The sequence below is a fragment of the Chryseobacterium sp. genome (assembly GCF_045629545.1).
Lineage (GTDB): Bacteria > Bacteroidota > Bacteroidia > Flavobacteriales > Weeksellaceae > Chryseobacterium.
In genome coordinates this window covers 1-20,066 of record NZ_JAZQRK010000026.1, presented here as the reverse complement: position 1 = coordinate 20,066, position 20,066 = coordinate 1, and the positions used below count along the sequence as shown (strand labels likewise).

The following is a 20,066-nucleotide window of genomic DNA, read 5'->3' as shown; positions in this document are numbered from 1 at the left end:
TACCAAGCTCAAGGTTATTTTTATTAATATATAAAAAAAGCACAGAATTATAAAAATCTGCGCTTCAATTAACAATATAAACTTTAATTTATCTATTCATAGACATTAAAAATTCTTCATTATTGAGAGTTCCTCTCATATTTTTGCTTACAAAATCCATTGCTTCTACAGGATTCATTTCAGAAAGATATTTTCTTAAAATCCACATTCTTTGAGAAGTAACTTCATCTAATAATAAATCGTCTTTACGCGTGCTAGAGGATACAAGATCAATCGCAGGATAGATTCTTCTGTTGGCAATTTTTCTATCCAATTGAAGTTCCATATTTCCAGTTCCTTTGAATTCCTCAAAAATTACTTCGTCCATTTTAGAACCGGTATCGATAAGTGCAGTTGCAATAATGGTAAGAGATCCTCCTCCTTCTATATTTCTTGCTGCCCCAAAAAATCTCTTTGGTTTGTGTAATGCGTTGGCGTCTACACCTCCAGAAAGAACTTTTCCTGACGCGGGCGTTACTGTGTTATATGCTCTTGCTAATCTAGTGATAGAATCTAAAAGAATCACCACGTCATGCCCACACTCTACCATTCTTTGTGCTTTTGCAAGAACAAGATTGGCCACTTTCACATGTTTGTCTGCAGCCTCATCAAAGGTAGATGCAATCACTTCTGCATTTACACTTCTTTCCATATCAGTAACTTCCTCTGGGCGCTCATCGATAAGAAGTACAATCATATATACTTCTGGATGGTTGGCTGCAATGGTATTAGCGATATCCTTTAGCAACATTGTTTTACCCGTCTTTGGCTGCGCTACAATCATAGCACGCTGTCCTTTTCCAATTGGGGTAAATAAATCTACGATTCTAGTAGACATCGTAGAATTATTTCCAGAAAGATTGAATTTCTCTTCTGGGAATAATGGTGTCAGATACTCGAAAGAAACTCTATCTTTTATAAAAGCTAAATCTCTACCATTTACCTCTGTTGGTTTCTGTAGGGAGAAATATTTTTCACCTTCCTTTGGTAAACGCACGATACCTTTTACAGTATCACCAGTTTTTAATCCAAAATTTCTAATCTGTGCAGTAGAAACATACACATCATCAGGTGAAGAAATATAAGAGAAATCAGATGATCTAAGGAAACCATAGTTATCTGGTAAAATCTCTAATACACCTTCTATACTCACCAATCCATCAAAGTTGAATTCTTTACGAGAATCCTGTTCTTCATGCCTATCGTTATTCCTGTTTTGGTTAGGATTCTGATTGGAGTTGTTGTGTTGGTTTTGGTTGGGATTAGAATTCTGGTTAGGATTCTGATTCGGATTGTTGTTATTGTTATTCTGATTCCTAGGCTGAGAATTTCCGTTATTTTGGTTTGGGTTATTCTGGTTTTGCCCTTTTTGATTAGGATTCGGGTTTGGATTTTGTTGACCTTGTTGAGGTCTCTTGGGTCTATCTTCTTTTACAGGTACAGACTGAGATTCTGGAGTTTCTGAAGTTTCCTGTTTTTCAGTGGCAGTAGTAGATTCTTGTGCCTGTGCATTAGGAGCTACTCTAGTTCTTTTTTGCTTAGAATTTTTGGAAGGATTTGCAGGATTTGATGTAGATTTTACTTCTTGAGTTTCCTCTGGCGCAGGTTTTACTTCCGCTATTGGTTCTGGAGACACTTCTTCAGATACTACAGGTGCGATTTCTGTTGGCACTTCTGCCGTTGCTTTTGGTTTTGTTATTTTTTTGGGAGCTGTTTTTTTAGGAGCCGTTTTCGCTACTTTTTCAGCAGGTATTTCTTCAGTTTCTGTAGTTGTTTCTGTAGTATTGAAATAATCCTTTGAAACTTTAGGGTTAGAAGCCTGAAAATCAAGAATAGCGAAAATTTTGTCATTTTCTGTGCTTGTTCTTGCAACCTTAACGCCCAAATCTTTTAAGATTTTAGTCAATTCCGATACGGATTTTGACCTTAACGTTTCTATGTTAAACATATATAAAGTAAAAATGTAATTAGTTGTGAGTAAGAAAAGTAAGTCCGGTGACTTAAGTTTTCAAGTACATTGTATAATGCAAATCTACACTTATTTTTGAATTGTGCAAAATTTATGTTATTTTTGCTCTTGAATTTAAAATTCTATGTTACAAAGAATACAAACCATCTGGATTTTACTGTCAATTTTATCGGCAGTTTTCCTATTTATCACAGGCCAAGACGCAAAAATGTTCGGAGATTTACCGATTATTGATGCTTTATCTATCATTCTCGTATTGATAGGTGCTTTGAGTTTATTTGGATATAAAAACAGAAATAGACAAATTTTGCTGAATAAAGTAAGCATCATTATAAACGCTTTGTTGATAGGATTATTGATTTACTGGTTGCAAATCTTACCCGGAGGAATAGATTTTCCTGAGAAGGGTATTGAGCCAATTTTTCCAGCTATCGCGATAGTAACTTTGCTTATTGCAAACATCTATCTAAAAAAGGATGAAAGACTCGTAAAATCTGTAGACAGAATTCGATAACCTCACAATGATTTTTTGAGTAAGAACAGTTTCCTATGGGAGCTGTTTTTTTTTATTTATATTTACGGATTATTACTCATTTATACTTTAATAAAAATAATATCCATGAAAAAACTCACTTATCTTGTATTATCTTTATTCTCTACTTATGCTTTTGCTCAGGAGACCACAAAAGATCGTTTGTACTCTATCATTTCTACCCTAGCTTCTGATGAGATGAAAGGAAGAGAAATTGGTACACTAGAAAATGATAATGCAGCTAAATATATTGCTAAACTTTTCGAGGAAAACAAACTCGACTATTGCACCGGAAATTCTTATCTCGTTCCATTTAATTATAAAGGAAAAACGGTATACAATGTTTGTGGTATAAAAAAAGGTAAATCTGAGAAAACATTGGGATTCTCTGGACATTTTGATCATATTGGAACTAAAGCAGGCGGCGAAGACACCGTTTTTAATGGCGCAGACGACAATGCCAGCGGAATCTCTACTTTAGTGGGCATTTCAGATTATTTCAAAAATAAAAATCCTGAGTTTTCCTTAGTTTTTATGGCATTTAATGGTGAAGAAAAAGGACTTTTGGGTTCTCAGGCAATTGCAGATGATCCAAAATTAGATAACGTATTTGGGAATCTTACGGCATTATTCAATTTTGAAATGCTTGCTACTCCATCAGAATTTGGCAAAAATGCGGTATATATCACTGGTGACGAATATTCTGACATGAAAGATTTGTTTAATAAACAAACTGTAAACGACCTAAAAATTCATCCAGATCCTTATGCGTCAGAACAATTGTTCTATAGATCTGACAATGTAAGTTTTGTAAAGAAAAAAATTATTGCACATTCTATTTCTACTGTAGATATGAGCGCTGTACAACATTATCACCAACTGAATGACGACGTAAATGTGGTAGATTTTACTAATCTGAGCGAGATAGTGACCAATTTTGCAAAAACCATTGAAAAACTTACTCCAAAAAATTTCGATCCTAAATATACTGAGGAAGTAAATTTCAACTAAAAAGGTACGATTCCGTATTATTTTAATTAATTTTGCTATCCAATTTTATTGAATGAATGAGTATATAAAAATCCTAAAATTTGCGAAGCCGCACCAAAAATACATTTACGGAAGTTTGTTCTTCAATATTATGTACTCGGTCTTCCAAATCGCATCTTTAGGTACTATTCTTCCTGTTTTAGGAATGTTATTTGGAACTATTAAGCCAGAAAAATATAAATCTGCTCCTACTTATTCTGGAGAACTGACAGACGCTTTCGGTTATCTTAAAGAATATTCTAATTATTATGTACAAAATCTAGTAGAGCAACACGGGACCCTAAATGTTTTGGCTTGGCTTTGTATCATCACTGCATTTACATTTTTACTGAGAAACCTCTTTAGATATTTGGGTTCTTTTTTATTAATCAACTATCGTGTTGGTGTTACCAAAGATCTTCGTGGTGCCATGTACCGCAAGATTTTATCTCTTCCTGTATCTTTTTTTACAGAGAGAAGAAAGGGCGATCTAATGTCGCGTATGTCTAATGATGTAGGCGAAGTAGAAGGAAATATCCTGGGAAGTCTATCAGAGCTTATCAACGCTCCATTTATGCTTATTAGTACGCTAATTACCTTATATTGGCTAAGCCCTGAAATGACGCTCTTTTCATTACTTGTTTTGCCTGTGATGGGTACAATGATTGCTTTGATTGGTAAAAGTCTAAAAAAAGATTCTCATGAAGCACAAAATGAAATGGGAACGCTGTTTTCTATTGTTGATGAAACTTTAAAATCTACAAAGGTCATCAAAATATTCAATGCAGAAAAAATAATGGATAACCGCTTTATGCAATCCATGCAAAGATGGATTTCTAGTTCTATCAACTTAGGTAGAAAAAAAGAACTTGCCTCTCCTATGAGTGAGTTTTTAGGATCTATTACATTCCTTATCATCGCTTGGTACGGAGGAAAACAAATTATCGTAGAAAAAAGTATTTCTCCTGAAGACTTTTTAGTTTTTCTAGGGATGTTCTTCCAAATTTTGCCTCCTGCTAAAAGTTTGTCTACTTCAATATCCAATGTACAAAAGGGAGAAGCTTCTCTAAAGAGAGTTTTGGAAATTTTGGATGCCGATGTAAAGATAGAAGACGTTGCAGAACCTGTTGCTATAGACACATTGAATAATCAAATTGAGTTTAAAAACATTGGTTTTTATTACGATAAAGACAACGTGATCCTAAAGAATTTCAATTTGGTGATTCCGAAAGGAAAAACAGTAGCATTGGTAGGACAAAGTGGTAGTGGTAAAACAACTATTGCCAATCTTTTGGCTCGTTTTTATGATGTTTCCGAAGGTGATATTCTTATTGATGATACCAACATTAAGCATTTAAAACTAGACCAATACAGAAAACTATTAGGGATGGTAACTCAAGAATCTGTGTTATTCAACGATACGGTGTTTAATAATATCTTGATGGGGAAACCTGATGCTACAAAAGAAGAAGTTATAGCAGCTGCTAAGATTGCTAATGCAGACTCCTTTATCTCTCAATTACCAGATGGATACGATTCTAACATTGGTGACGATGGAGGAAAGTTATCTGGTGGACAGAAACAGAGAGTGTCTATTGCAAGAGCCGTCCTAAAGAATCCTCCTATTATGATTTTGGATGAAGCCACTTCTGCTTTGGATACAGAATCTGAGAAATTTGTACAAGATGCACTTGAAAAAATGATGGAAAACAGAACTTCATTAGTGATTGCCCACAGACTTTCTACGATACAAAAAGCAGATTGGATTGTGGTCATGGAAAAAGGACTCATTGTAGAACAAGGAAGCCATCAAGAACTAATTGCGAAAAAAGGAACTTACCACAAGTTGGTAGAATTGCAAAATTTCGATTAATATTGATTTGATTAAATCTCAATATATAAAAAGTACTTCTCTTTGAAGTACTTTTTTTTATGCCTTCATTTAATTTAAATGATGAATTCGAACGAAGTTTTGAACTCATTTTAAGCATGCTCAAAAGTCCCTAATTATGCGCTGTACCAAGTCTTCAATATCTTTTAAGTAAAACTTCTATACGTTTTCTCTAAATCCTCTAAAGGTTTTGGATAAATCGTCACTACGTTTGAGAAGGTTGATATTAATTTAAGTTTAAACCAAAAAAAAGACTGCTTCAAAATGAAACAGCCTTATATTTTATTTAAATAGTAAATCCTATTTTTTTAGTTTTGCAATTACATCAATACCGCCTTTGGTAATATCACCGATCTTGCATACAATCTCTGTGTCTAAAGGTAAAAATACGTCCATTCTAGACCCGAATTTTATAAAACCAAACTCATGTCCAGCTTTTGCAGCATCGCCCTCATTACAATAGAAAACAATTCTTCTCGCAACATATCCCGCAATCTGCCTGAATACTACTTTATGATTAGTCTTAGTTTCTACAGCTACCGTTGTTCTTTCGTTTTCTGTAGAAGATTTTTCGTGCCAAGCTACCAAATATTTTCCTGGGTGATATTTCTTGTAAATTACATTACCAGAAACTGGATATCTACAAATATGAACATTAAGCGGTGACATAAAGATAGACACTTGTATCGCTTTCCCTTTTATAAATTCGGTTTCGTCTACCTCTTTTATCATCACTACTTTCCCATCTACGGGAGCAATCACATTCTCTACATGATCTAAGATGTTACGTTCTGGAACTCTAAAGAACCAAAAAACCAATCCGTAGATTACGAGTATTGGCATAATAACCAAAAGCGAATACATCTCTAAAAAGTAGATAGATACTGTGGCAATAATCGCGAAAAGTATAGTAGCAACCGTGATGGTTCCTTTGGACTCCTTATGTAATTTCATGAGTTATATAAATTTTTCTAAAATAAAGTACAAATATACGACAGGAACGCAGATTAAAAAACTATCTAGTCTATCTAATACTCCACCGTGTCCAGGGATAATGTTTCCACTATCCTTCACGCCAAAGGTTCTTTTCAATTGACTTTCTACCAAATCTCCTAATGGAGCAAAAGCGGCAATAAGAAAACCTACTACCATCCAATTGCATCTAAGCTGTGGTTGATATTGCTCTACGAAATAAGATAATACCAAGGTAAGAACTACACCACCAGCATATCCTTCCCAAGTTTTCTTAGGCGAAATTTTTGGAGCCATCTTATGTTTTCCGAAAAATTTACCTACCAAATAGGCAAAGGTATCACTGCTCCAAATCAACACAAATAAGAAGATAACTTCTAGCGAAAATGTATTTTCAATGGAAGAATATTTCGGTAACCCTAATGCGAAAGAGAAGGGCAATGCTACATAGATTACGGTGAAAATTAGCTTTCCACTATCGATATATAATTCGGAAGTAAATTTAAACAAGGTAATGACAGCTATTAAAACTAGGGCTAGCGCAAGTACTTCTGATAATCTAAAATCGAAATAAAATCCGTGTCCGAAATACCTTTTAGAGAACATATAGAATACGAAAAGCACCAAGGGAAAAACAATCCACTTTTCGTAGCTATTGCTAAACTTCATTATTTTGATGCATTCCCAAGTTCCTACTATCAATAGAAAAGAGATCAAACCATAATAAAGATAATGTTGCTGGATGAGGCCAGGAGAAATAAGATCAATCAACTGAGAGCCAAAAGGCGTGGTACAAAGAAATATAACTGCGATATACACAATCCCCGAGAGGGTTCTCTGAATAATATTTTTGTCCAAAATGGTAGAGTTAAGTTTTTAGATTTTAATTAATCTTCTAACAATAGCAAGAATAATTTTGTACTATTATTGGCTGCCACGTCCAATTTTGAATGGTTTCCACTAATAGAAGTAAGGTTTTTGATATTTCCTGTACGTTTTATTTTACCCATTGCATCATTTAGATTATTTACAATTTGGGAAATATTGGCGATAATAATAATTTTGGTAGGTAATCTTGAAGAGTGGTAATGCAGGATATTATTGTGAGATAACATAATTCTACCATCATAAGCAATAAGATATTCGCAAGAGATAAATGCAGTATCATTTTGAGTTGCAAGATCTGAAGTATAAGGAATCTTCACCACATCAAGAAAACTCTGCAAATCTTTATCACAGCAAAATACAGAGTGAGATTCTTCAATTTTCAAAATCTGATTCAATGTATGCAGGGCTTCTGCTTCATCTGCACAATAATTGAAAAATCCTCCAGAATGAGTAAACAATTGTGCAAATTTGTAATCTAGATCGGCATTTTTCAGCGAATCTCCTAGTTTCTCAAGACTTTGTTGCTCGTCGTCCTCAGGCTGATTGGTAAGTTTGCTTACAATTCTTTTAAATAAACTCAACGTATGATATTTTTTGTCAACTTACTACAAAAATAGAAAATTAAATTAGAACTTGTATAATAATCCCCATATAAAATTAAAAAACCCAATGAATTTTTCATCATTGGGTTTTGAGAACTGTGTCTAATTTTTTTAAATTTGAGTTGAACTCTCAGGAGCCTGAGTTTCAATACGCTCTTCTTTTTCTTGCAAATTAATGGTATTGGTTACAGGTCTCTCCGTTAGTTCAGGATCCCATGCTCTTTTACCAAATATTTCCTCAAGATCCTCTCTGAAGATAACTTCTTTTTCTAGAAGTTTATTCGCCAAAGCATTCAATTTATCTTTGTTATCTGTAAGAATTTGTATTGCTCTATCATACTGATTTTCTATAATAGATTTTATCTCTGCATCTATTTTAGAAGCCGTAGATTCAGAATAAGGTTTACCAAAGTTGTACTCAGACTGTCCAGAACTATCATAGTAAGATATATTTCCAATATTAGGACTTAATCCGTATACGGTAACCATCGCTTGTGCTCTCTTGGTTACGGTTTCTAAATCTGATAATGCTCCTGTAGAAATATTATTAAATATTACTTGCTCTGCTGCTCTACCACCCAATGTGGCACACATCTCATCTAGCATCTGTTCTGTAGTTGTAAGTTGTCTTTCTTCTGGTAAGTACCATGCTGCACCTAAAGAACGACCTCTTGGTACAATAGTTACTTTCAGCAGGGGAGACGCATGCTCTACCAACCAGCTAATTGTCGCGTGACCAGCTTCGTGGAAGGCTACTCTTTTCTTCTCAGAAGGTTTAATTGCCATATTCTTCTTTTCAAGACCACCAATGATTCTATCTACAGCGTCCAAGAAATCTTGTTTTGTCACAAATTCGTGAGCATTTCTTGCTGCTATAAGCGCTGCTTCATTACAAACATTGGCAATATCTGCCCCACTAAACCCTGGAGTTTGTTTTGCTAAGAAATCTCTATCTACAGTATCATCTGTCTTAATTTTCAATAAATGAACATCAAAAATTTCTTTTCTCTCGTGAAGCTCCGGCAAATCTACATAAACAGAACGATCAAAACGTCCTGCTCTCATCAAAGCTTTATCTAAGATATCTGCTCTGTTGGTAGCCGCCATTACAATCACGTTTACATCCGTACCAAAACCATCCATTTCAGTTAGCAATTGGTTCAAGGTATTTTCTCTTTCATCATTACCACCAGAGAAATTATTTTTACCTCTTGCTCTACCAATAGCATCAATCTCATCAATGAAGATAATAGCTGGTGATTTTGCTCTTGCTTGTGCAAACAAATCTCTTACTCTAGAAGCACCAACTCCCACAAACATCTCTACAAAATCTGATCCTGAGAGTGAGAAGAATGGAACTTTAGCTTCTCCTGCCACTGCTTTCGCTAGCAAAGTTTTACCTGTTCCTGGAGGGCCTACTAATAATACACCTTTAGGGATTTTACCTCCCAATTTGGTGTATTTTTCTGAATTTTTCAAGAAATCTACTACTTCTTGTACTTCCTCTTTTGCACCTTCTAATCCTGCAACATCTTTGAATGTTACCTGTATTTTATCTTTTTCATCAAACAATTTAGCTTTAGATTTCCCAATGGAAAAAATTTGTCCACCAGGTCCGCCTCCGCCTCCGCCCATCTTTCTGAAAAGAACGAAGTAAAATAATCCTAAAATTACAATCCATACCAATGCTTGGAGAAGAACGCTCACTAGTGGACTTTCTCCTTCAGCATAATCCTTAGATGTTTGAATAGCAGAATTTGTAGTTTTAATATTCTCAAATTTCTCTAAGAAAAGCTGTAGATCTCCATATTTAAGGGTATAATCTGCCTTAGCGTTCATCCCCAAACTAGAGAAAGGATTATCTACCTTTTTTTCCTTGCTTACTATTGCAGCTTTTGCGTTTTGTGTTAAAAATACTTCAGCCTTTTGAGCTTGTTTATCTATTAATACATTCTGAATTTTCCCCGCCTGCATTTCTCTGAAGAAAGCATCTTCATCAATAGATTTCGCATTGTTATCTCCTAAAAAATTTGAGACGAAAAATAACAAAAGGGCTATTATTGCAATCGGAAAAAACCAGTTAAATCCTTTATTATTCATTTATAACTTTTAAAAATTTTTAAATTTCATTTTCTATTTTTGTGATGTTAGCATCTCCCCAAAGTTCTTCGATATCGTAATATTCACGAGTTTCTTTTTGGAAAATATGTACCACCACTGTCACGTAATCTACTAATACCCAAGTAGAGTTTTCTGTACCTTCTACATGCCAAGGTCTGTCTTGGAGTTCGTTTCTTACCTTTTTTTCTACACTTCCTGCTAATGCAGATACATGTGTGTTTGAATTACCACTACAAATTATAAATGTTTCTGCTACGGAGTTTTCGATGTTCGATAGATCAAAAATCATGATGTCTTCACCTTTTACATCTTGTATGCCTTCTACAATTTTATCTATTAGCGCTTGCTTTTCTACTGTTTTGTTCATTAAAATATACTATAATCTGCAAATTTATTGTTTTTCTTTTACTTTAGCCTTATTTTTAGGGCTTTAATCTCTTAAAGTTTTCATAAATGAGCCAAATCTTCTACCAAAAAGACTGTTCCTCTACTAATGACGAAATATCTCAAGTTTTACTTTATCCTAATTTAAATTATATTGGTCTTTACACATTCAATCAAAAAAAAGGAAGAGGACAATACGGAAATTCTTGGATTTCTGCACCGGAAGAGAACCTTGCATATACTTTGGCTATAAAGGCTGAAAACATTATACTTACCGATATTTTGTTCAATTACTATACCGCAATCCTTACGAGAGAGTTTTTAGCCAAAATGACAGCATCTGAAGTAGAAATTAAATGGCCAAATGATCTTATTATTAAAAAAAAGAAAGTAGCAGGAATTTTAATTGAAAAGAAGAGAATCGAAGGTAATGGATATTATATTGTGGGAATTGGCATCAATATCCTACAAAAAAAATTTGAAGGTATTAACAATGCGGGCTCATTATATACACAAACTGAGAAAATTTTTGATCTTCATCTATTTGCTCAAGAATTGCATGATTTTTTAATTCAAAATTATCCTAAGGATTGTTCAGCAGAAGAAATTCTTGAAAAATTTAACAAAAATCTATTTAGAAAAGATAGCATATCTGTTTTTGAAATGATCAATGAACGACAAAATGGCATTATAAAAAATGCTGATTCTGATGGTAAATTGTGGGTAGAATTGGAATCTGGGTTGCAATCGTTTAATCTAAAGCAAATTAAACTACTCTATTGATTGGCTCTCCTGATATAAAGAATTAAGGTAAGCGGAAAGAAAATAATATTGGGTAACCACATGGCTAATGCTGGCGACAGACTTTTGTTTTCCGAAACCACCTTCATCGCCTCGAATGAAAATACAAATACAAAGGCTAGTGATATCCCAATAGCCAAATTTGCGCCTAAACCACCTCGTCTTTTTTGTGAAGATAAGGATAGTGCCAAAAAGGTAAGCAGAATAATAGATACAGGCATAGAAGTACGCTGATGCAACTCATTAAGATAGGTATTGAGGTTGCTGTTTCCCTTCTCTTTTTCTCTTTTTATAAATTGAATTAGCTCTGGGGTATTTTTATTTTGACCTAAAAGTTCGTTTGGAAACAATTCTTCAGGTGCTTGTCCGAAGCTTTTCCTCATTTCAACCCCTTTCCCTAGTTTTTGTGTATCATCTTTATGGATGGTTTTTTCTAGGTAAGTATTGAGTACAAATTGTTTTTTTGCAGCATCCCAATATGCATCAGAAGCTTTCAATTCGTAGATCATTCTACGATTTTTATCAAACTTTTTGTAGATAAAACCATAACCCTTGTACTCTTTTTTGTTCCAAGAATTAAAGAATATATATTCAGTTTTGGTAATTTGTGCTGATACTGCAGCCGTACCTAACACTTTCTCTTTATTGGTAGCACTCATCGTGTAGGCTTCCAATTTGTTTTTCTTGATATTCGCCCAAGGCAGTACAAAATGATTGACACCCAAAGATATGACAGAAAGGAGAAGTGAGGTAAGCAAATAGGGCTTCGCAAATCTGTGAAAACTAGCTCCACTACTAATAATGGCTACAATCTCGGTATTATTAGCCAGACGTGATGTGAAATAAATCACAGATATAAAGACTAAAATAGCCAAAAAAGTTACCACAAGGTTGATAATCCAAAATGGATAAAAGTGTATCAAAAAATACGTCAGATTTAGTTTGGCATCTACTGCCGTTGCGGTTTCTATACGAGGTATTTTCTGCTGAACATCTATCACCAAAACAACTGTAGACAGTAATATCAGCATGAAACCAAAGGTTCCAAGGTAATTTCTAACGATATATCTGTCTACAATTTTTAGCATAATAAGATTACATTCTTTGTCTTAGGATCGGTACTATAGAGTCTTTCCACTCGTAGAAATCTCCTGCGATAATGTGTTCTCTAGCCACTCTTACCAATTCTAGATAAAATGCCAAGTTATGGATAGAGGCAATTTGTTTACCCAAATATTCTTTAGAAACAAACAAATGACGCACATACGCTTTAGAATATTCTTGGTCTACAAAGCTTGTTCCGAACTCATCTAAAGGTGAAAAATCCTGTTTCCATTTTTCATTTTTAAGGTTCATGACACCTTGCCATGTAAAGATCATTCCGTTTCTGGCATTTCTTGTTGGCATCACACAATCCATCATATCTATACCAAGACCGATAGATTCAAGGATATTCCATGGTGTACCTACACCCATTAGATAACGAGGTTTTTCTTTTGGTAAGATATCCGTTACCTCATCTGTGATTCTGTACAGTTCATCTTCTGGTTCTCCCACAGAAAGTCCGCCAATAGCATTACCTTCTGCTCCAGCTTCTGAGATTACTTCTGCCGAAATTTTTCTCAAATCTGAAAATGTAGAACCCTGTACAATAGGGAAAAATCTTTGCTTGTACCCATAAAGTTCTGGGTTGGCAGCATTCCAATCTATACATCTTTTTAGCCAACGGTGCGTCATCTTCATAGATGATTTTACTTGGTTATAAGTGGCTGGATAGGCTACACACTCGTCAAAAGCCATGAAAATGTCTGCTCCAATTTTTCTTTGGATTTCCATTGATTTTTCTGGAGTAAAAAGATGGTAACTTCCGTCGATATGCGACTTAAATTTTACGCCTTCTTCCGACATTTTTCTACTTTTTGAAAGTGAAAATACTTGGAAACCGCCAGAATCTGTAAGAATTGGGCCATTCCAATTCATGAATTTATGCAAACCGCCCGCATTCTCCATCACTTCCATTCCAGGACGCAAGTAAAGATGGTAGGTATTTCCTAGTATAATTTGGGCTTTTATATCGTCTTTAAGTTCTCTTTGGTGCACTGTTTTTACACTTGCTACAGTTCCTACAGGCATGAAAATAGGAGTTTGTATCATCCCATGATCCGTCATCATTTCGCCAGCGCGCGCTTTACCTTTTGAGGTTTTTATTATATTAAAAAATTTCATTTGTATAATTATTACTTACTGCATTTGTAGAATTTACACTTTAGATATTTGTTTTTTCATTTAATCAAAAAAAAACATATTACTTTACTAAAGCAGGCAGAGAGTTAGATTTTCCTAATTTATCTTTTACAAATTGTTTTGCTTTTGGATCTTTCTCTAGAAGAATATCCTGAGCCTTATCTACAATTTTGTTCATTTTCTTTGTCATTACATAATATTTGTAGCTTTCTACAAAATCTTGTGCATTCACTTGGTGTTCCTTAAGAATAAACCGCGTACCACTCTCTAGATTTTTGTTGGTATAGGTAAATGATATTTGGTCATTAATAGCCAAATCTGCCATTATTTCTGCCATTGTAGTAGTATCCAGCAGGTTTTTGGGCTTGTCAATATATTCACTACAAGAAAATAGTAATAATAGAGCAAAAAGGCTTACTAGTCTTCTCATAATTTATTGATTAGCGATTTCCATTTTAAATTTAAAACGCCAAACACCGCTTCATGGATGATACCTCCATTCATTTTGCTTTCTCCCAATATCCTATTGGTAAATATAATAGGAACTTCAACTATTTTGAATCCTTTTTTGAAGGCTCTAAATTTCATTTCTATCTGAAAACCATACCCTTTCAATTTTACATCGCCAAGACCAATTTGCTCTAATGTTTTTTTTGAAAAACAGACGAAGCCCGCCGTTGTATCATGTATGGGTATACCCAAAATAAACCTTACATATTTTGATGCAAAATAAGACAATAGCACTCTACCCATTGGCCAGTTGACTACGTTTACCCCTTTTGAATATCGCGATCCTACTGCCATATCTGCATGGAGGCACGCTTCATAAAGTTTGGGCAAATCTTGGGGATTGTGAGAAAAATCAGCATCCATCTCAAAAATATAGTCATATTTATTTTGTAGCGCCCATTGGAAACCATGCAAATAGGCTTTTCCTAGTCCATCCTTTACCTTTCTTACAGATAAATGCAGATTGTGAGGATACATATTTTGCATTTTTCTTACAATATCCGCCGTTTTGTCAGGTGAAGAGTCATCTACTACCAAAACATGATAATCATCTGGCAGCGCAAAAACCTCAGAAATTATTTTTTCAATATTTTCCTTTTCGTTGTATGTGGGGATGATGACGAGTTTTTTCATTTCAATTTGCAAATATAGTTTATTTAAGCTTTTTATTTTAAAGAAAATAATCTATAATTTTGCAAAAAACAAACCTTTGCCACTATCACAACCCTTTACCAATCAAATAAGAATACCCGAAAACAATGATTGGGTAGTTTTCATCCTTATTGGATGTTTGTTTCTCTATATATTCATGTTTAATATTATAGAAAGAGGAGCTACAATTTTCGATTTTTTGGCTCAAAAATATTATGACTCGAGTAATAATTTGGCAAGTTGGATCATTACTTCTTGCGTTGTAACGCTGAGTTGGGCAACATTAATATCACAATATGTACCCATAATTCCGAAATATGTGGCAGATTTGCAGATTTTTGGATACCAGTTGAACAAATTTGGGCTCTCGTTATCTGTTATTATGTTATTTTATTTATTTAAAACAGGATTGGGATATATTTTTTTTCAAAGTACGGGTGACAGCAAAAAATGGAGTCTTTTTTACTTCACAGCCACGAAATTTTACTTCATTTTGTCTTTAATTTTGATTATTTTGTGTATTACCCACTATTATTTCCCTATAGATAGAAATAAAGTATTTTTGGTGTATTTATATTTTTTCTCATTTGTTAGTTTATTCAAAGTTTTTTTCTATTCGTTTCACAGAAACAATCTATTACCACAAAAATGGTATTATAAATTTTTGTATATTTGCACCCTCCAATTAGCGCCTTTAATGGCGCTTTGGAAGTTATTATTTTTTTAATAAAAATACACGATGAGAATAAAGTCTATATTGGTTTCTCAACCAGCACCAAGTGAGTCTTCACCGTATCTGGAAATGGCAAAAAAGGAAAAAATAAAGATTGATTTCCGACCTTTTATCCATGTTGAAGGGGTAGACAACAAAGAATTAAGAACACAGAAAATTGATTTGACGCAGTATACTGGGATTATTTTTACCAGTAAAAATGCGATAGATCATTATTTCAGACTTGCTGAAGAACTGAGATACTCAGTACCCGATACGATGAGGTACATCTGTCAGTCTGAAGCAATTGCCAACTATCTACAAAAACATATTGTTTATAGAAAAAGGAAGATAAGTTTTGGAGAGAAAAACTTTGCAGATTTGCTTCCTCTATTTAAAAAATTTCCAACGGAAAAATATTTACTTCCTTCTTCGGATGTACAGAGTCCAGACACAATTAGGATTCTAGATTCCGCCAATATAGATTGGACTAGAGCCATTATGTATAGAACAGTATGTAGCGATCTCACAGATATCAATATCAAAGATTATGATATGTTGGTGTTTTTCAGTCCACAAGGTATAAAATCTTTAAAGCAAAACTTTTTAGATTTCAAACAGGAAGATACTAAAATTGCGGTTTTCGGTCCTACCACTCTTAATGCGGCTGAAGAGGCTAAGCTTACTGTAGATGTGATGGCACCTACTAAGGAAACTCCATCTATGACAATGGCATTAGAAAAATACATAAAAAGCTTACACAAATAGCTTTAGATAGTTTATCACTTACAGCCATCTTTCGATATAATGAAAGATGGCTTTTTTTAATTAAATTTGAAGAAAGAAATATTGCAATGAAAGCGCCTCAAGCTAAAAAAATAGAAAAAAGATTAGAAATCCATGGAGATACCAGGATTGATAATTACTTTTGGATGAACGAGAAAGAAAACCCAGAAGTTATAAAATATCTTGAAGAAGAAAATGCCTACGAAGAGACTATGATGCAAGATACCCTTGCCTTACAAGAAGAACTTTTCGAGGAAATGAAAGCTCGATATAAAAAAGATGACGAGTCTTTACCCTATTTTTTCAATGAGTATTGGTACATTGTAAGGTATGAGGAAGCTAAAGAATATCCTATTTTCTGCAGAAAACACCTTTCTATGGACAATGATGATGAGATCATCTTGGATGTAAATATGCTTGCTGAAGGAGAAGATTTCTTTGAGGTTGCCAATGTTGCGGTAAGCCCGAATAATGAACTTGCTTCATTTTCATCAGATAATGTAGGACGAAGAATTTATAATCTGAATTTTAAAAACCTACAAACTGGAGAAATCCTTCCGGACATCATCAAAAATACAACAGGAAAAGCAGTTTGGGCAAATGATAATAAACATGTTTTCTACATAAGAAAAGATAAAAGTCTACGTGCTTACAAAGTTTATAGACACGAGTTGGGAACAGATTCTTCAAAAGACGTTTTGGTTTTTCATGAAAAGGATGATACTTTTGATGTAAATGTTTTTAAAACTAAATCTCAAGAATATATTTTCTTTGCAAGTTCTAGTACCATTTCAGATGAACATTATTTCATCCCTTCCAACGATGTTTTTGCAGAATGGAAGGTGATTCAGCCAAGAATAGATGATCTAGAATATTCTGTAGAACACTATAAAGACGAATTTTACATCATTACCAATGCAGATGACGCCTTCAATTTTAAACTCGTAAAAACAAAAATAGACCAATGCAGTATGGAACATTGGGTAGACGTAATTCCGCATCGTGCTGAAGTTTTATTGGAAGGTTTTGAGATTTTTAATAATTATTTGGTTTTAGAAGAAAGAGAAAGTGGTTTATTACAAATAAAAATCATCGAAGAAGATACCAAAGAATCTTATTATTTACCTTTTTCAGATCCTACTTATACTACTTATATTGGTACCAATCTAGAATTTGACACAGAAGTATTGCATTATGGATATACTTCTCTTACAAAGCCAAATTCAACTTTTGAGTATAATATGAAAACCAAAACTACTACTCTTGTAAAACAGCAAGAAGTATTGGGAGGACTATTTTTGCCGGAAAATTATATCTCAGAAAGAATTTGGGCAGACTCTCGTGATGGTGAAACTAAAATTCCAATTTCATTGGTTTATCACAAAAACACCAAAAAAACTGCAGATACTCCTCTCCTATTATATGGATATGGAAGCTATGGGCACACTGTAGACGCTAGTTTTTCTAATGTGAGACTTTCTATATTGGATAGAGGATTTATTTACGCAATTGCACACATACGTGGCGGCGAATATTTAGGTAGAGAATGGTATGAAGATGGTAAAATGCTGTCTAAGAAAAATACTTTCTTTGATTTTATAGATGCTGGAAAATATCTGATAAAAGAAAATTACACTTCCTCTAGACATCTCTATGCAATGGGTGGAAGCGCAGGTGGATTGCTTATAGGAGCCGTGATTAATTATGAACCTCAATTATTCCATGGTGTGGTAGCACAAGTGCCTTTCGTGGATGTTGTAACAACGATGCTGGATGAAACAATCCCACTAACTACAGGAGAATATGACGAATGGGGAAACCCAAATGATAAAGAATATTATCATTATATGAAAGAATATTCGCCCTACGATAATATAGAAGCGAAAGAATATCCTAATATCCTAATCACAACTGGTTTTCATGATTCTCAGGTGCAATATTGGGAACCTGCAAAATGGACTGCAAAACTAAGAGAATTGAAAACGGATAACAATCTCCTGCTTTTCAAAACAGATATGAGTTCTGGACATGGAGGCGCAAGTGGAAGATTCGAATCCTTGAAGGAAGATGCCCAAGAATATGCATTTTTGCTTAAATTAGAAAAATAAGAAGTATGATAAACGAAGCCGAATATTGGAAAAAAATAGAACAGTTTTTTATAGATAATTTCGATACCGAAAAAAATCCCCCGATAGAAACTCTACTTTTCCTTATAGGATTACAAGAATTAGGTAGCGGACAACAAAAATATACAAAAGATGACAAACTCAATCTACTACACATTGCAGTTTGTAGGTTGCTTGAGCCTTTTGGATACTACAAATTTACTCATTATGAAGATGGTTGGCCACAGTTTGAAAAATTGGAAGAACTTCCAGAATTAAGACCCAACGAACAGTCTATTTTGATGAAAAAAGCGATTATTCAGTATTTCCAAGACGAAGAACTCATCTAAAAAATTTAAAGCTTGAAGACTTAGGGTTTTCAAGCTTTTTTTATACTATTCAAATTGATATCCAGATTCTCTATCAAAGTTTTCTCTCTCTTTATCAGACATTCTATCTCTAAAAACACGTATTGTGTATCCGCCTATCAGTAGGTTTTCCTTTGAAATACATCCAATCTTCAACTTCGTCTAACTTGAATTCTACAATTTCATCATATTTCACCAGTTTTGTATACATTGGATTTGAATTTACAATACCCGCAAGTACATCCTTTTTCTTAACAATAAACAACGGTAGAAATCCACAAATATTTATCTCCAATATCGCTAGCAAACGCTATTTTTACTCTAAAATTTTTGTATTCTGCATTATTTTGCAATTGAGAAATGTTGTGTCTTGCCTTCACCATCGCTTCATTCATCCCAACATCTACCGAACTTACCTCAACCACTGAGTTCCCTAATTTCCTATCTGCTTCCTTCTTTTAGCGGCAGTAGTTTGCGCTGAGTAAAATACAACAAGAAGTAAAGCGATAACGGAAAATAGTTTGTTTTTCATTGTAAATAAAATTTGATGATTGGTGGAGTGTAATTTGGAAATTTTTCTACTTTTAATTAATTTTTATAAGATTCCTTATAATCACCCGACCGTTGGTAAATACGAATGCTATCCGTTTCTAAAGGTTTTCCGTTTAATAAAATTTCAATAGAATTATTATCTGGTGCAATTTTCACTTGCATATCTATTTTATCAACACCAACATAACCGCCACTTGTAATTACCCATCCAGGGGCAATACCTACATTAGATGATGTACCTGCTATACTTTTCCCTTTATAGAAATACTCTACAAAAGAACCTGTTGCACAATAATATAATGGTGCTTACATTCCCGCATTCCAATCAAATTTATCTTTTGGTTGGCAGCTTGTTGTGATAAAAATGAGTAATATAAAAGATATAATCTTCATTATTATTTTTCCTTGTAATACTGAAAGTTTTCTGGTAAAGAAATAGTGGATGTACTAATTTAGTGTCCAGTTGAAGTTAAGCATAAAACCTTAATTTTAAGATATGAAACAAGAGCGAAAAATTTATGATTCAGCTTTTAAGACAAAAGCCGTTAACTAAGTAAAGATAGAACTAACATTTCAGAATTAGCGAGAGAATTAGGTATTAAAGCCACGTTGCTTTATAAATGGAAGAAAGAATTTGAAGAGTTTGGAACAGGAAGCTTTCCTGGTAATGGGAAAATGAAGCTGACTTTTGAGCAGGAGAAAATTCGTGAATTGGAGACAAAAGTCAAAGATGCAGAACTTGAAAGAGACATCTTAAAAAAAGCAATCTGCATTTTTTAGTTCATTTTTGATTATTTTTCTTTTAATGTATTCATGAATGCCAGAGCATTTCCAAGAGCGGTCGATGAAATATCAGTTTATTAAAACACATGAATATTTATTTCCGATTGAAAAAATGTGTAAGGTTCTA

At 33.9% G+C, this 20,066-nt stretch carries 22 protein-coding genes; 9 read left to right on the top strand and 13 right to left on the bottom strand.

Annotation, left to right across the window (positions count from 1 at the left end; genetic code table 11):
• Positions 1-88 precede the first annotated feature (88 nt).
• Positions 89-1,987: a transcription termination factor Rho gene (gene rho, locus ACKI42_RS05470; RefSeq protein ID WP_407403259.1), complete on the bottom strand. Its 1,899-nt coding sequence runs from the start codon at positions 1,985-1,987 to the stop codon at positions 89-91.
• A gap of 145 nt (positions 1,988-2,132) precedes the next feature.
• On the opposite strand from rho, the gene ACKI42_RS05465 reads away from it, so the two are divergent.
• The 3 genes from ACKI42_RS05465 (at position 2,133) to ACKI42_RS05455 (ending at position 5,442) form a co-directional block, all read left to right on the top strand.
• Positions 2,133-2,522, top strand: coding sequence for a DUF4293 family protein (locus ACKI42_RS05465; RefSeq protein WP_407403257.1), 390 nt, complete (start codon positions 2,133-2,135; stop codon positions 2,520-2,522).
• A gap of 105 nt (positions 2,523-2,627) precedes the next feature.
• Complete coding sequence (locus tag ACKI42_RS05460) at positions 2,628-3,551, top strand: M28 family peptidase (RefSeq protein ID WP_407403255.1); 924 nt, start codon at positions 2,628-2,630, stop codon at positions 3,549-3,551.
• Between the two features lie 52 nt (positions 3,552-3,603).
• Entirely contained in the window at positions 3,604-5,442 is a 1,839-nt protein-coding gene (locus ACKI42_RS05455; RefSeq protein ID WP_407403253.1) for an ABC transporter ATP-binding protein, read from the top strand.
• A gap of 318 nt (positions 5,443-5,760) precedes the next feature.
• Here ACKI42_RS05455 and ACKI42_RS05450 read toward each other — a convergent pair whose 3' ends face one another.
• The 5 genes from ACKI42_RS05450 to rsfS form a co-directional block, all read right to left on the bottom strand.
• Positions 5,761-6,414, bottom strand: a complete 654-nt coding sequence (locus tag ACKI42_RS05450) for a phosphatidylserine decarboxylase family protein (protein WP_407403251.1) — start codon at positions 6,412-6,414, stop codon at positions 5,761-5,763.
• A gap of 3 nt (positions 6,415-6,417) precedes the next feature.
• Positions 6,418-7,290, bottom strand: coding sequence for a phosphatidate cytidylyltransferase (locus ACKI42_RS05445; RefSeq protein ID WP_407403249.1), 873 nt, complete (start codon positions 7,288-7,290; stop codon positions 6,418-6,420).
• 29 nt (positions 7,291-7,319) lie between these two features.
• Positions 7,320-7,901 (bottom strand): LUD domain-containing protein, encoded by a 582-nt coding sequence (locus tag ACKI42_RS05440; protein ID WP_407403247.1) that lies wholly within the window; start codon positions 7,899-7,901, stop codon positions 7,320-7,322.
• Between the two features lie 132 nt (positions 7,902-8,033).
• On the bottom strand, positions 8,034-10,022 hold the full coding sequence (gene ftsH / locus ACKI42_RS05435; protein WP_407403245.1) for an ATP-dependent zinc metalloprotease FtsH: 1,989 nt from the start codon (positions 10,020-10,022) through the stop codon (positions 8,034-8,036).
• 19 nt (positions 10,023-10,041) lie between these two features.
• Entirely contained in the window at positions 10,042-10,410 is a 369-nt protein-coding gene (gene rsfS, locus ACKI42_RS05430; RefSeq protein ID WP_407403243.1) for a ribosome silencing factor, read from the bottom strand.
• 86 nt (positions 10,411-10,496) lie between these two features.
• Here rsfS and ACKI42_RS05425 point away from each other — a divergent pair, with 86 nt between their 5' ends.
• Positions 10,497-11,210: a biotin--[acetyl-CoA-carboxylase] ligase gene (locus tag ACKI42_RS05425; protein WP_407403241.1), complete on the top strand. Its 714-nt coding sequence runs from the start codon at positions 10,497-10,499 to the stop codon at positions 11,208-11,210.
• Here the strand turns inward: ACKI42_RS05425 and ACKI42_RS05420 are convergent.
• From ACKI42_RS05420 to ACKI42_RS05405, 4 genes are all read right to left on the bottom strand, one after another.
• A complete protein-coding gene (locus ACKI42_RS05420; RefSeq protein WP_407403239.1) occupies positions 11,204-12,316 on the bottom strand; it encodes an LptF/LptG family permease in 1,113 nt (370 codons plus the stop codon). The two genes, ACKI42_RS05425 and ACKI42_RS05420, sit on opposite strands and share 7 nt — an antisense overlap.
• Before the next feature lie 7 nt (positions 12,317-12,323).
• Positions 12,324-13,454, bottom strand: a complete 1,131-nt coding sequence (gene tgt, locus ACKI42_RS05415) for a tRNA guanosine(34) transglycosylase Tgt (RefSeq protein WP_407403237.1) — start codon at positions 13,452-13,454, stop codon at positions 12,324-12,326.
• A 79-nt stretch (positions 13,455-13,533) separates the two neighbouring features.
• Positions 13,534-13,902: a DUF4296 domain-containing protein gene (locus ACKI42_RS05410; protein WP_407403235.1), complete on the bottom strand. Its 369-nt coding sequence runs from the start codon at positions 13,900-13,902 to the stop codon at positions 13,534-13,536.
• The gene (locus ACKI42_RS05405; protein WP_407403233.1) at positions 13,899-14,615 is read right to left on the bottom strand and encodes a polyprenol monophosphomannose synthase; all 717 of its coding nucleotides are present in this window, start codon (positions 14,613-14,615) and stop codon (positions 13,899-13,901) included. The genes ACKI42_RS05410 and ACKI42_RS05405 overlap by 4 nt, the downstream gene beginning before the upstream one ends.
• Between ACKI42_RS05405 and ACKI42_RS05400 the strand changes: the two genes are divergently transcribed.
• The 4 genes from ACKI42_RS05400 (at position 14,596) to ACKI42_RS05385 (ending at position 18,586) form a co-directional block, all read left to right on the top strand.
• Positions 14,596-15,360: a DUF4271 domain-containing protein gene (locus ACKI42_RS05400; protein ID WP_407403231.1), complete on the top strand. Its 765-nt coding sequence runs from the start codon at positions 14,596-14,598 to the stop codon at positions 15,358-15,360. The two genes, ACKI42_RS05405 and ACKI42_RS05400, sit on opposite strands and share 20 nt — an antisense overlap.
• A 12-nt stretch (positions 15,361-15,372) precedes the next feature.
• On the top strand, positions 15,373-16,113 hold the full coding sequence (locus ACKI42_RS05395; RefSeq protein WP_407403229.1) for a uroporphyrinogen-III synthase: 741 nt from the start codon (positions 15,373-15,375) through the stop codon (positions 16,111-16,113).
• 86 nt (positions 16,114-16,199) lie between these two features.
• Positions 16,200-18,239, top strand: a complete 2,040-nt coding sequence (locus tag ACKI42_RS05390; RefSeq protein ID WP_407403227.1) for a S9 family peptidase — start codon at positions 16,200-16,202, stop codon at positions 18,237-18,239.
• A gap of 5 nt (positions 18,240-18,244) precedes the next feature.
• Positions 18,245-18,586 carry a hypothetical protein gene (locus tag ACKI42_RS05385; protein WP_407403225.1) on the top strand — a complete coding sequence of 114 codons (342 nt, stop codon included), beginning with the start codon at positions 18,245-18,247 and terminating at the stop codon, positions 18,584-18,586.
• Between the two features lie 45 nt (positions 18,587-18,631).
• Here the strand turns inward: ACKI42_RS05385 and ACKI42_RS05380 are convergent, their stop codons facing one another.
• From ACKI42_RS05380 to ACKI42_RS05370, 3 genes are read right to left on the bottom strand one after another with little or no spacing between them, the layout of a single operon-like run.
• A complete protein-coding gene (locus tag ACKI42_RS05380; protein ID WP_407403761.1) occupies positions 18,632-18,709 on the bottom strand; it encodes a hypothetical protein in 78 nt (25 codons plus the stop codon).
• The gene (locus ACKI42_RS05375; RefSeq protein WP_407403759.1) at positions 18,696-18,869 is read right to left on the bottom strand and encodes a DUF2314 domain-containing protein; all 174 of its coding nucleotides are present in this window, start codon (positions 18,867-18,869) and stop codon (positions 18,696-18,698) included. The genes ACKI42_RS05380 and ACKI42_RS05375 overlap by 14 nt, the downstream gene beginning before the upstream one ends.
• Complete coding sequence (locus ACKI42_RS05370) at positions 18,856-19,029, bottom strand: hypothetical protein (protein WP_407403223.1); 174 nt, start codon at positions 19,027-19,029, stop codon at positions 18,856-18,858. Before ACKI42_RS05370 ends, ACKI42_RS05375 begins: the two co-directional genes overlap by 14 nt.
• Positions 19,030-19,765: 736 nt before the next feature.
• Here ACKI42_RS05370 and ACKI42_RS05365 point away from each other — a divergent pair.
• Positions 19,766-19,936: a hypothetical protein gene (locus ACKI42_RS05365; RefSeq protein WP_407403221.1), complete on the top strand. Its 171-nt coding sequence runs from the start codon at positions 19,766-19,768 to the stop codon at positions 19,934-19,936.
• Positions 19,937-20,066: the final 130 nt, after the last annotated feature.

What these genes read in the sequence shown, in the direction of transcription:
- ACKI42_RS05460 (WP_407403255.1), top strand. Translation starts at nt 2,628, where the DNA reads ATGAAAAAACTCACTTATCTTGTATTATCTTTATTCTCTACTTATGCT.
- ftsH (WP_407403245.1), bottom strand. Translation starts at nt 10,022, where the DNA reads ATGAATAATAAAGGATTTAACTGGTTTTTTCCGATTGCAATAATAGCC.
- ACKI42_RS05450 (WP_407403251.1), bottom strand. Translation starts at nt 6,414, where the DNA reads ATGAAATTACATAAGGAGTCCAAAGGAACCATCACGGTTGCTACTATA.
- ACKI42_RS05425 (WP_407403241.1), top strand. Translation starts at nt 10,497, where the DNA reads ATGAGCCAAATCTTCTACCAAAAAGACTGTTCCTCTACTAATGACGAA.
- ACKI42_RS05400 (WP_407403231.1), top strand. Translation starts at nt 14,596, where the DNA reads ATGATGACGAGTTTTTTCATTTCAATTTGCAAATATAGTTTATTTAAG.
- ACKI42_RS05465 (WP_407403257.1), top strand. Translation starts at nt 2,133, where the DNA reads ATGTTACAAAGAATACAAACCATCTGGATTTTACTGTCAATTTTATCG.
- ACKI42_RS05390 (WP_407403227.1), top strand. Translation starts at nt 16,200, where the DNA reads ATGAAAGCGCCTCAAGCTAAAAAAATAGAAAAAAGATTAGAAATCCAT.
- ACKI42_RS05420 (WP_407403239.1), bottom strand. Translation starts at nt 12,316, where the DNA reads ATGCTAAAAATTGTAGACAGATATATCGTTAGAAATTACCTTGGAACC.
- ACKI42_RS05385 (WP_407403225.1), top strand. Translation starts at nt 18,245, where the DNA reads ATGATAAACGAAGCCGAATATTGGAAAAAAATAGAACAGTTTTTTATA.
- ACKI42_RS05395 (WP_407403229.1), top strand. Translation starts at nt 15,373, where the DNA reads ATGAGAATAAAGTCTATATTGGTTTCTCAACCAGCACCAAGTGAGTCT.
- ACKI42_RS05405 (WP_407403233.1), bottom strand. Translation starts at nt 14,615, where the DNA reads ATGAAAAAACTCGTCATCATCCCCACATACAACGAAAAGGAAAATATT.
- rho (WP_407403259.1), bottom strand. Translation starts at nt 1,987, where the DNA reads ATGTTTAACATAGAAACGTTAAGGTCAAAATCCGTATCGGAATTGACT.
- ACKI42_RS05455 (WP_407403253.1), top strand. Translation starts at nt 3,604, where the DNA reads ATGAATGAGTATATAAAAATCCTAAAATTTGCGAAGCCGCACCAAAAA.
- tgt (WP_407403237.1), bottom strand. Translation starts at nt 13,454, where the DNA reads ATGAAATTTTTTAATATAATAAAAACCTCAAAAGGTAAAGCGCGCGCT.
- rsfS (WP_407403243.1), bottom strand. Translation starts at nt 10,410, where the DNA reads ATGAACAAAACAGTAGAAAAGCAAGCGCTAATAGATAAAATTGTAGAA.
- ACKI42_RS05410 (WP_407403235.1), bottom strand. Translation starts at nt 13,902, where the DNA reads ATGAGAAGACTAGTAAGCCTTTTTGCTCTATTATTACTATTTTCTTGT.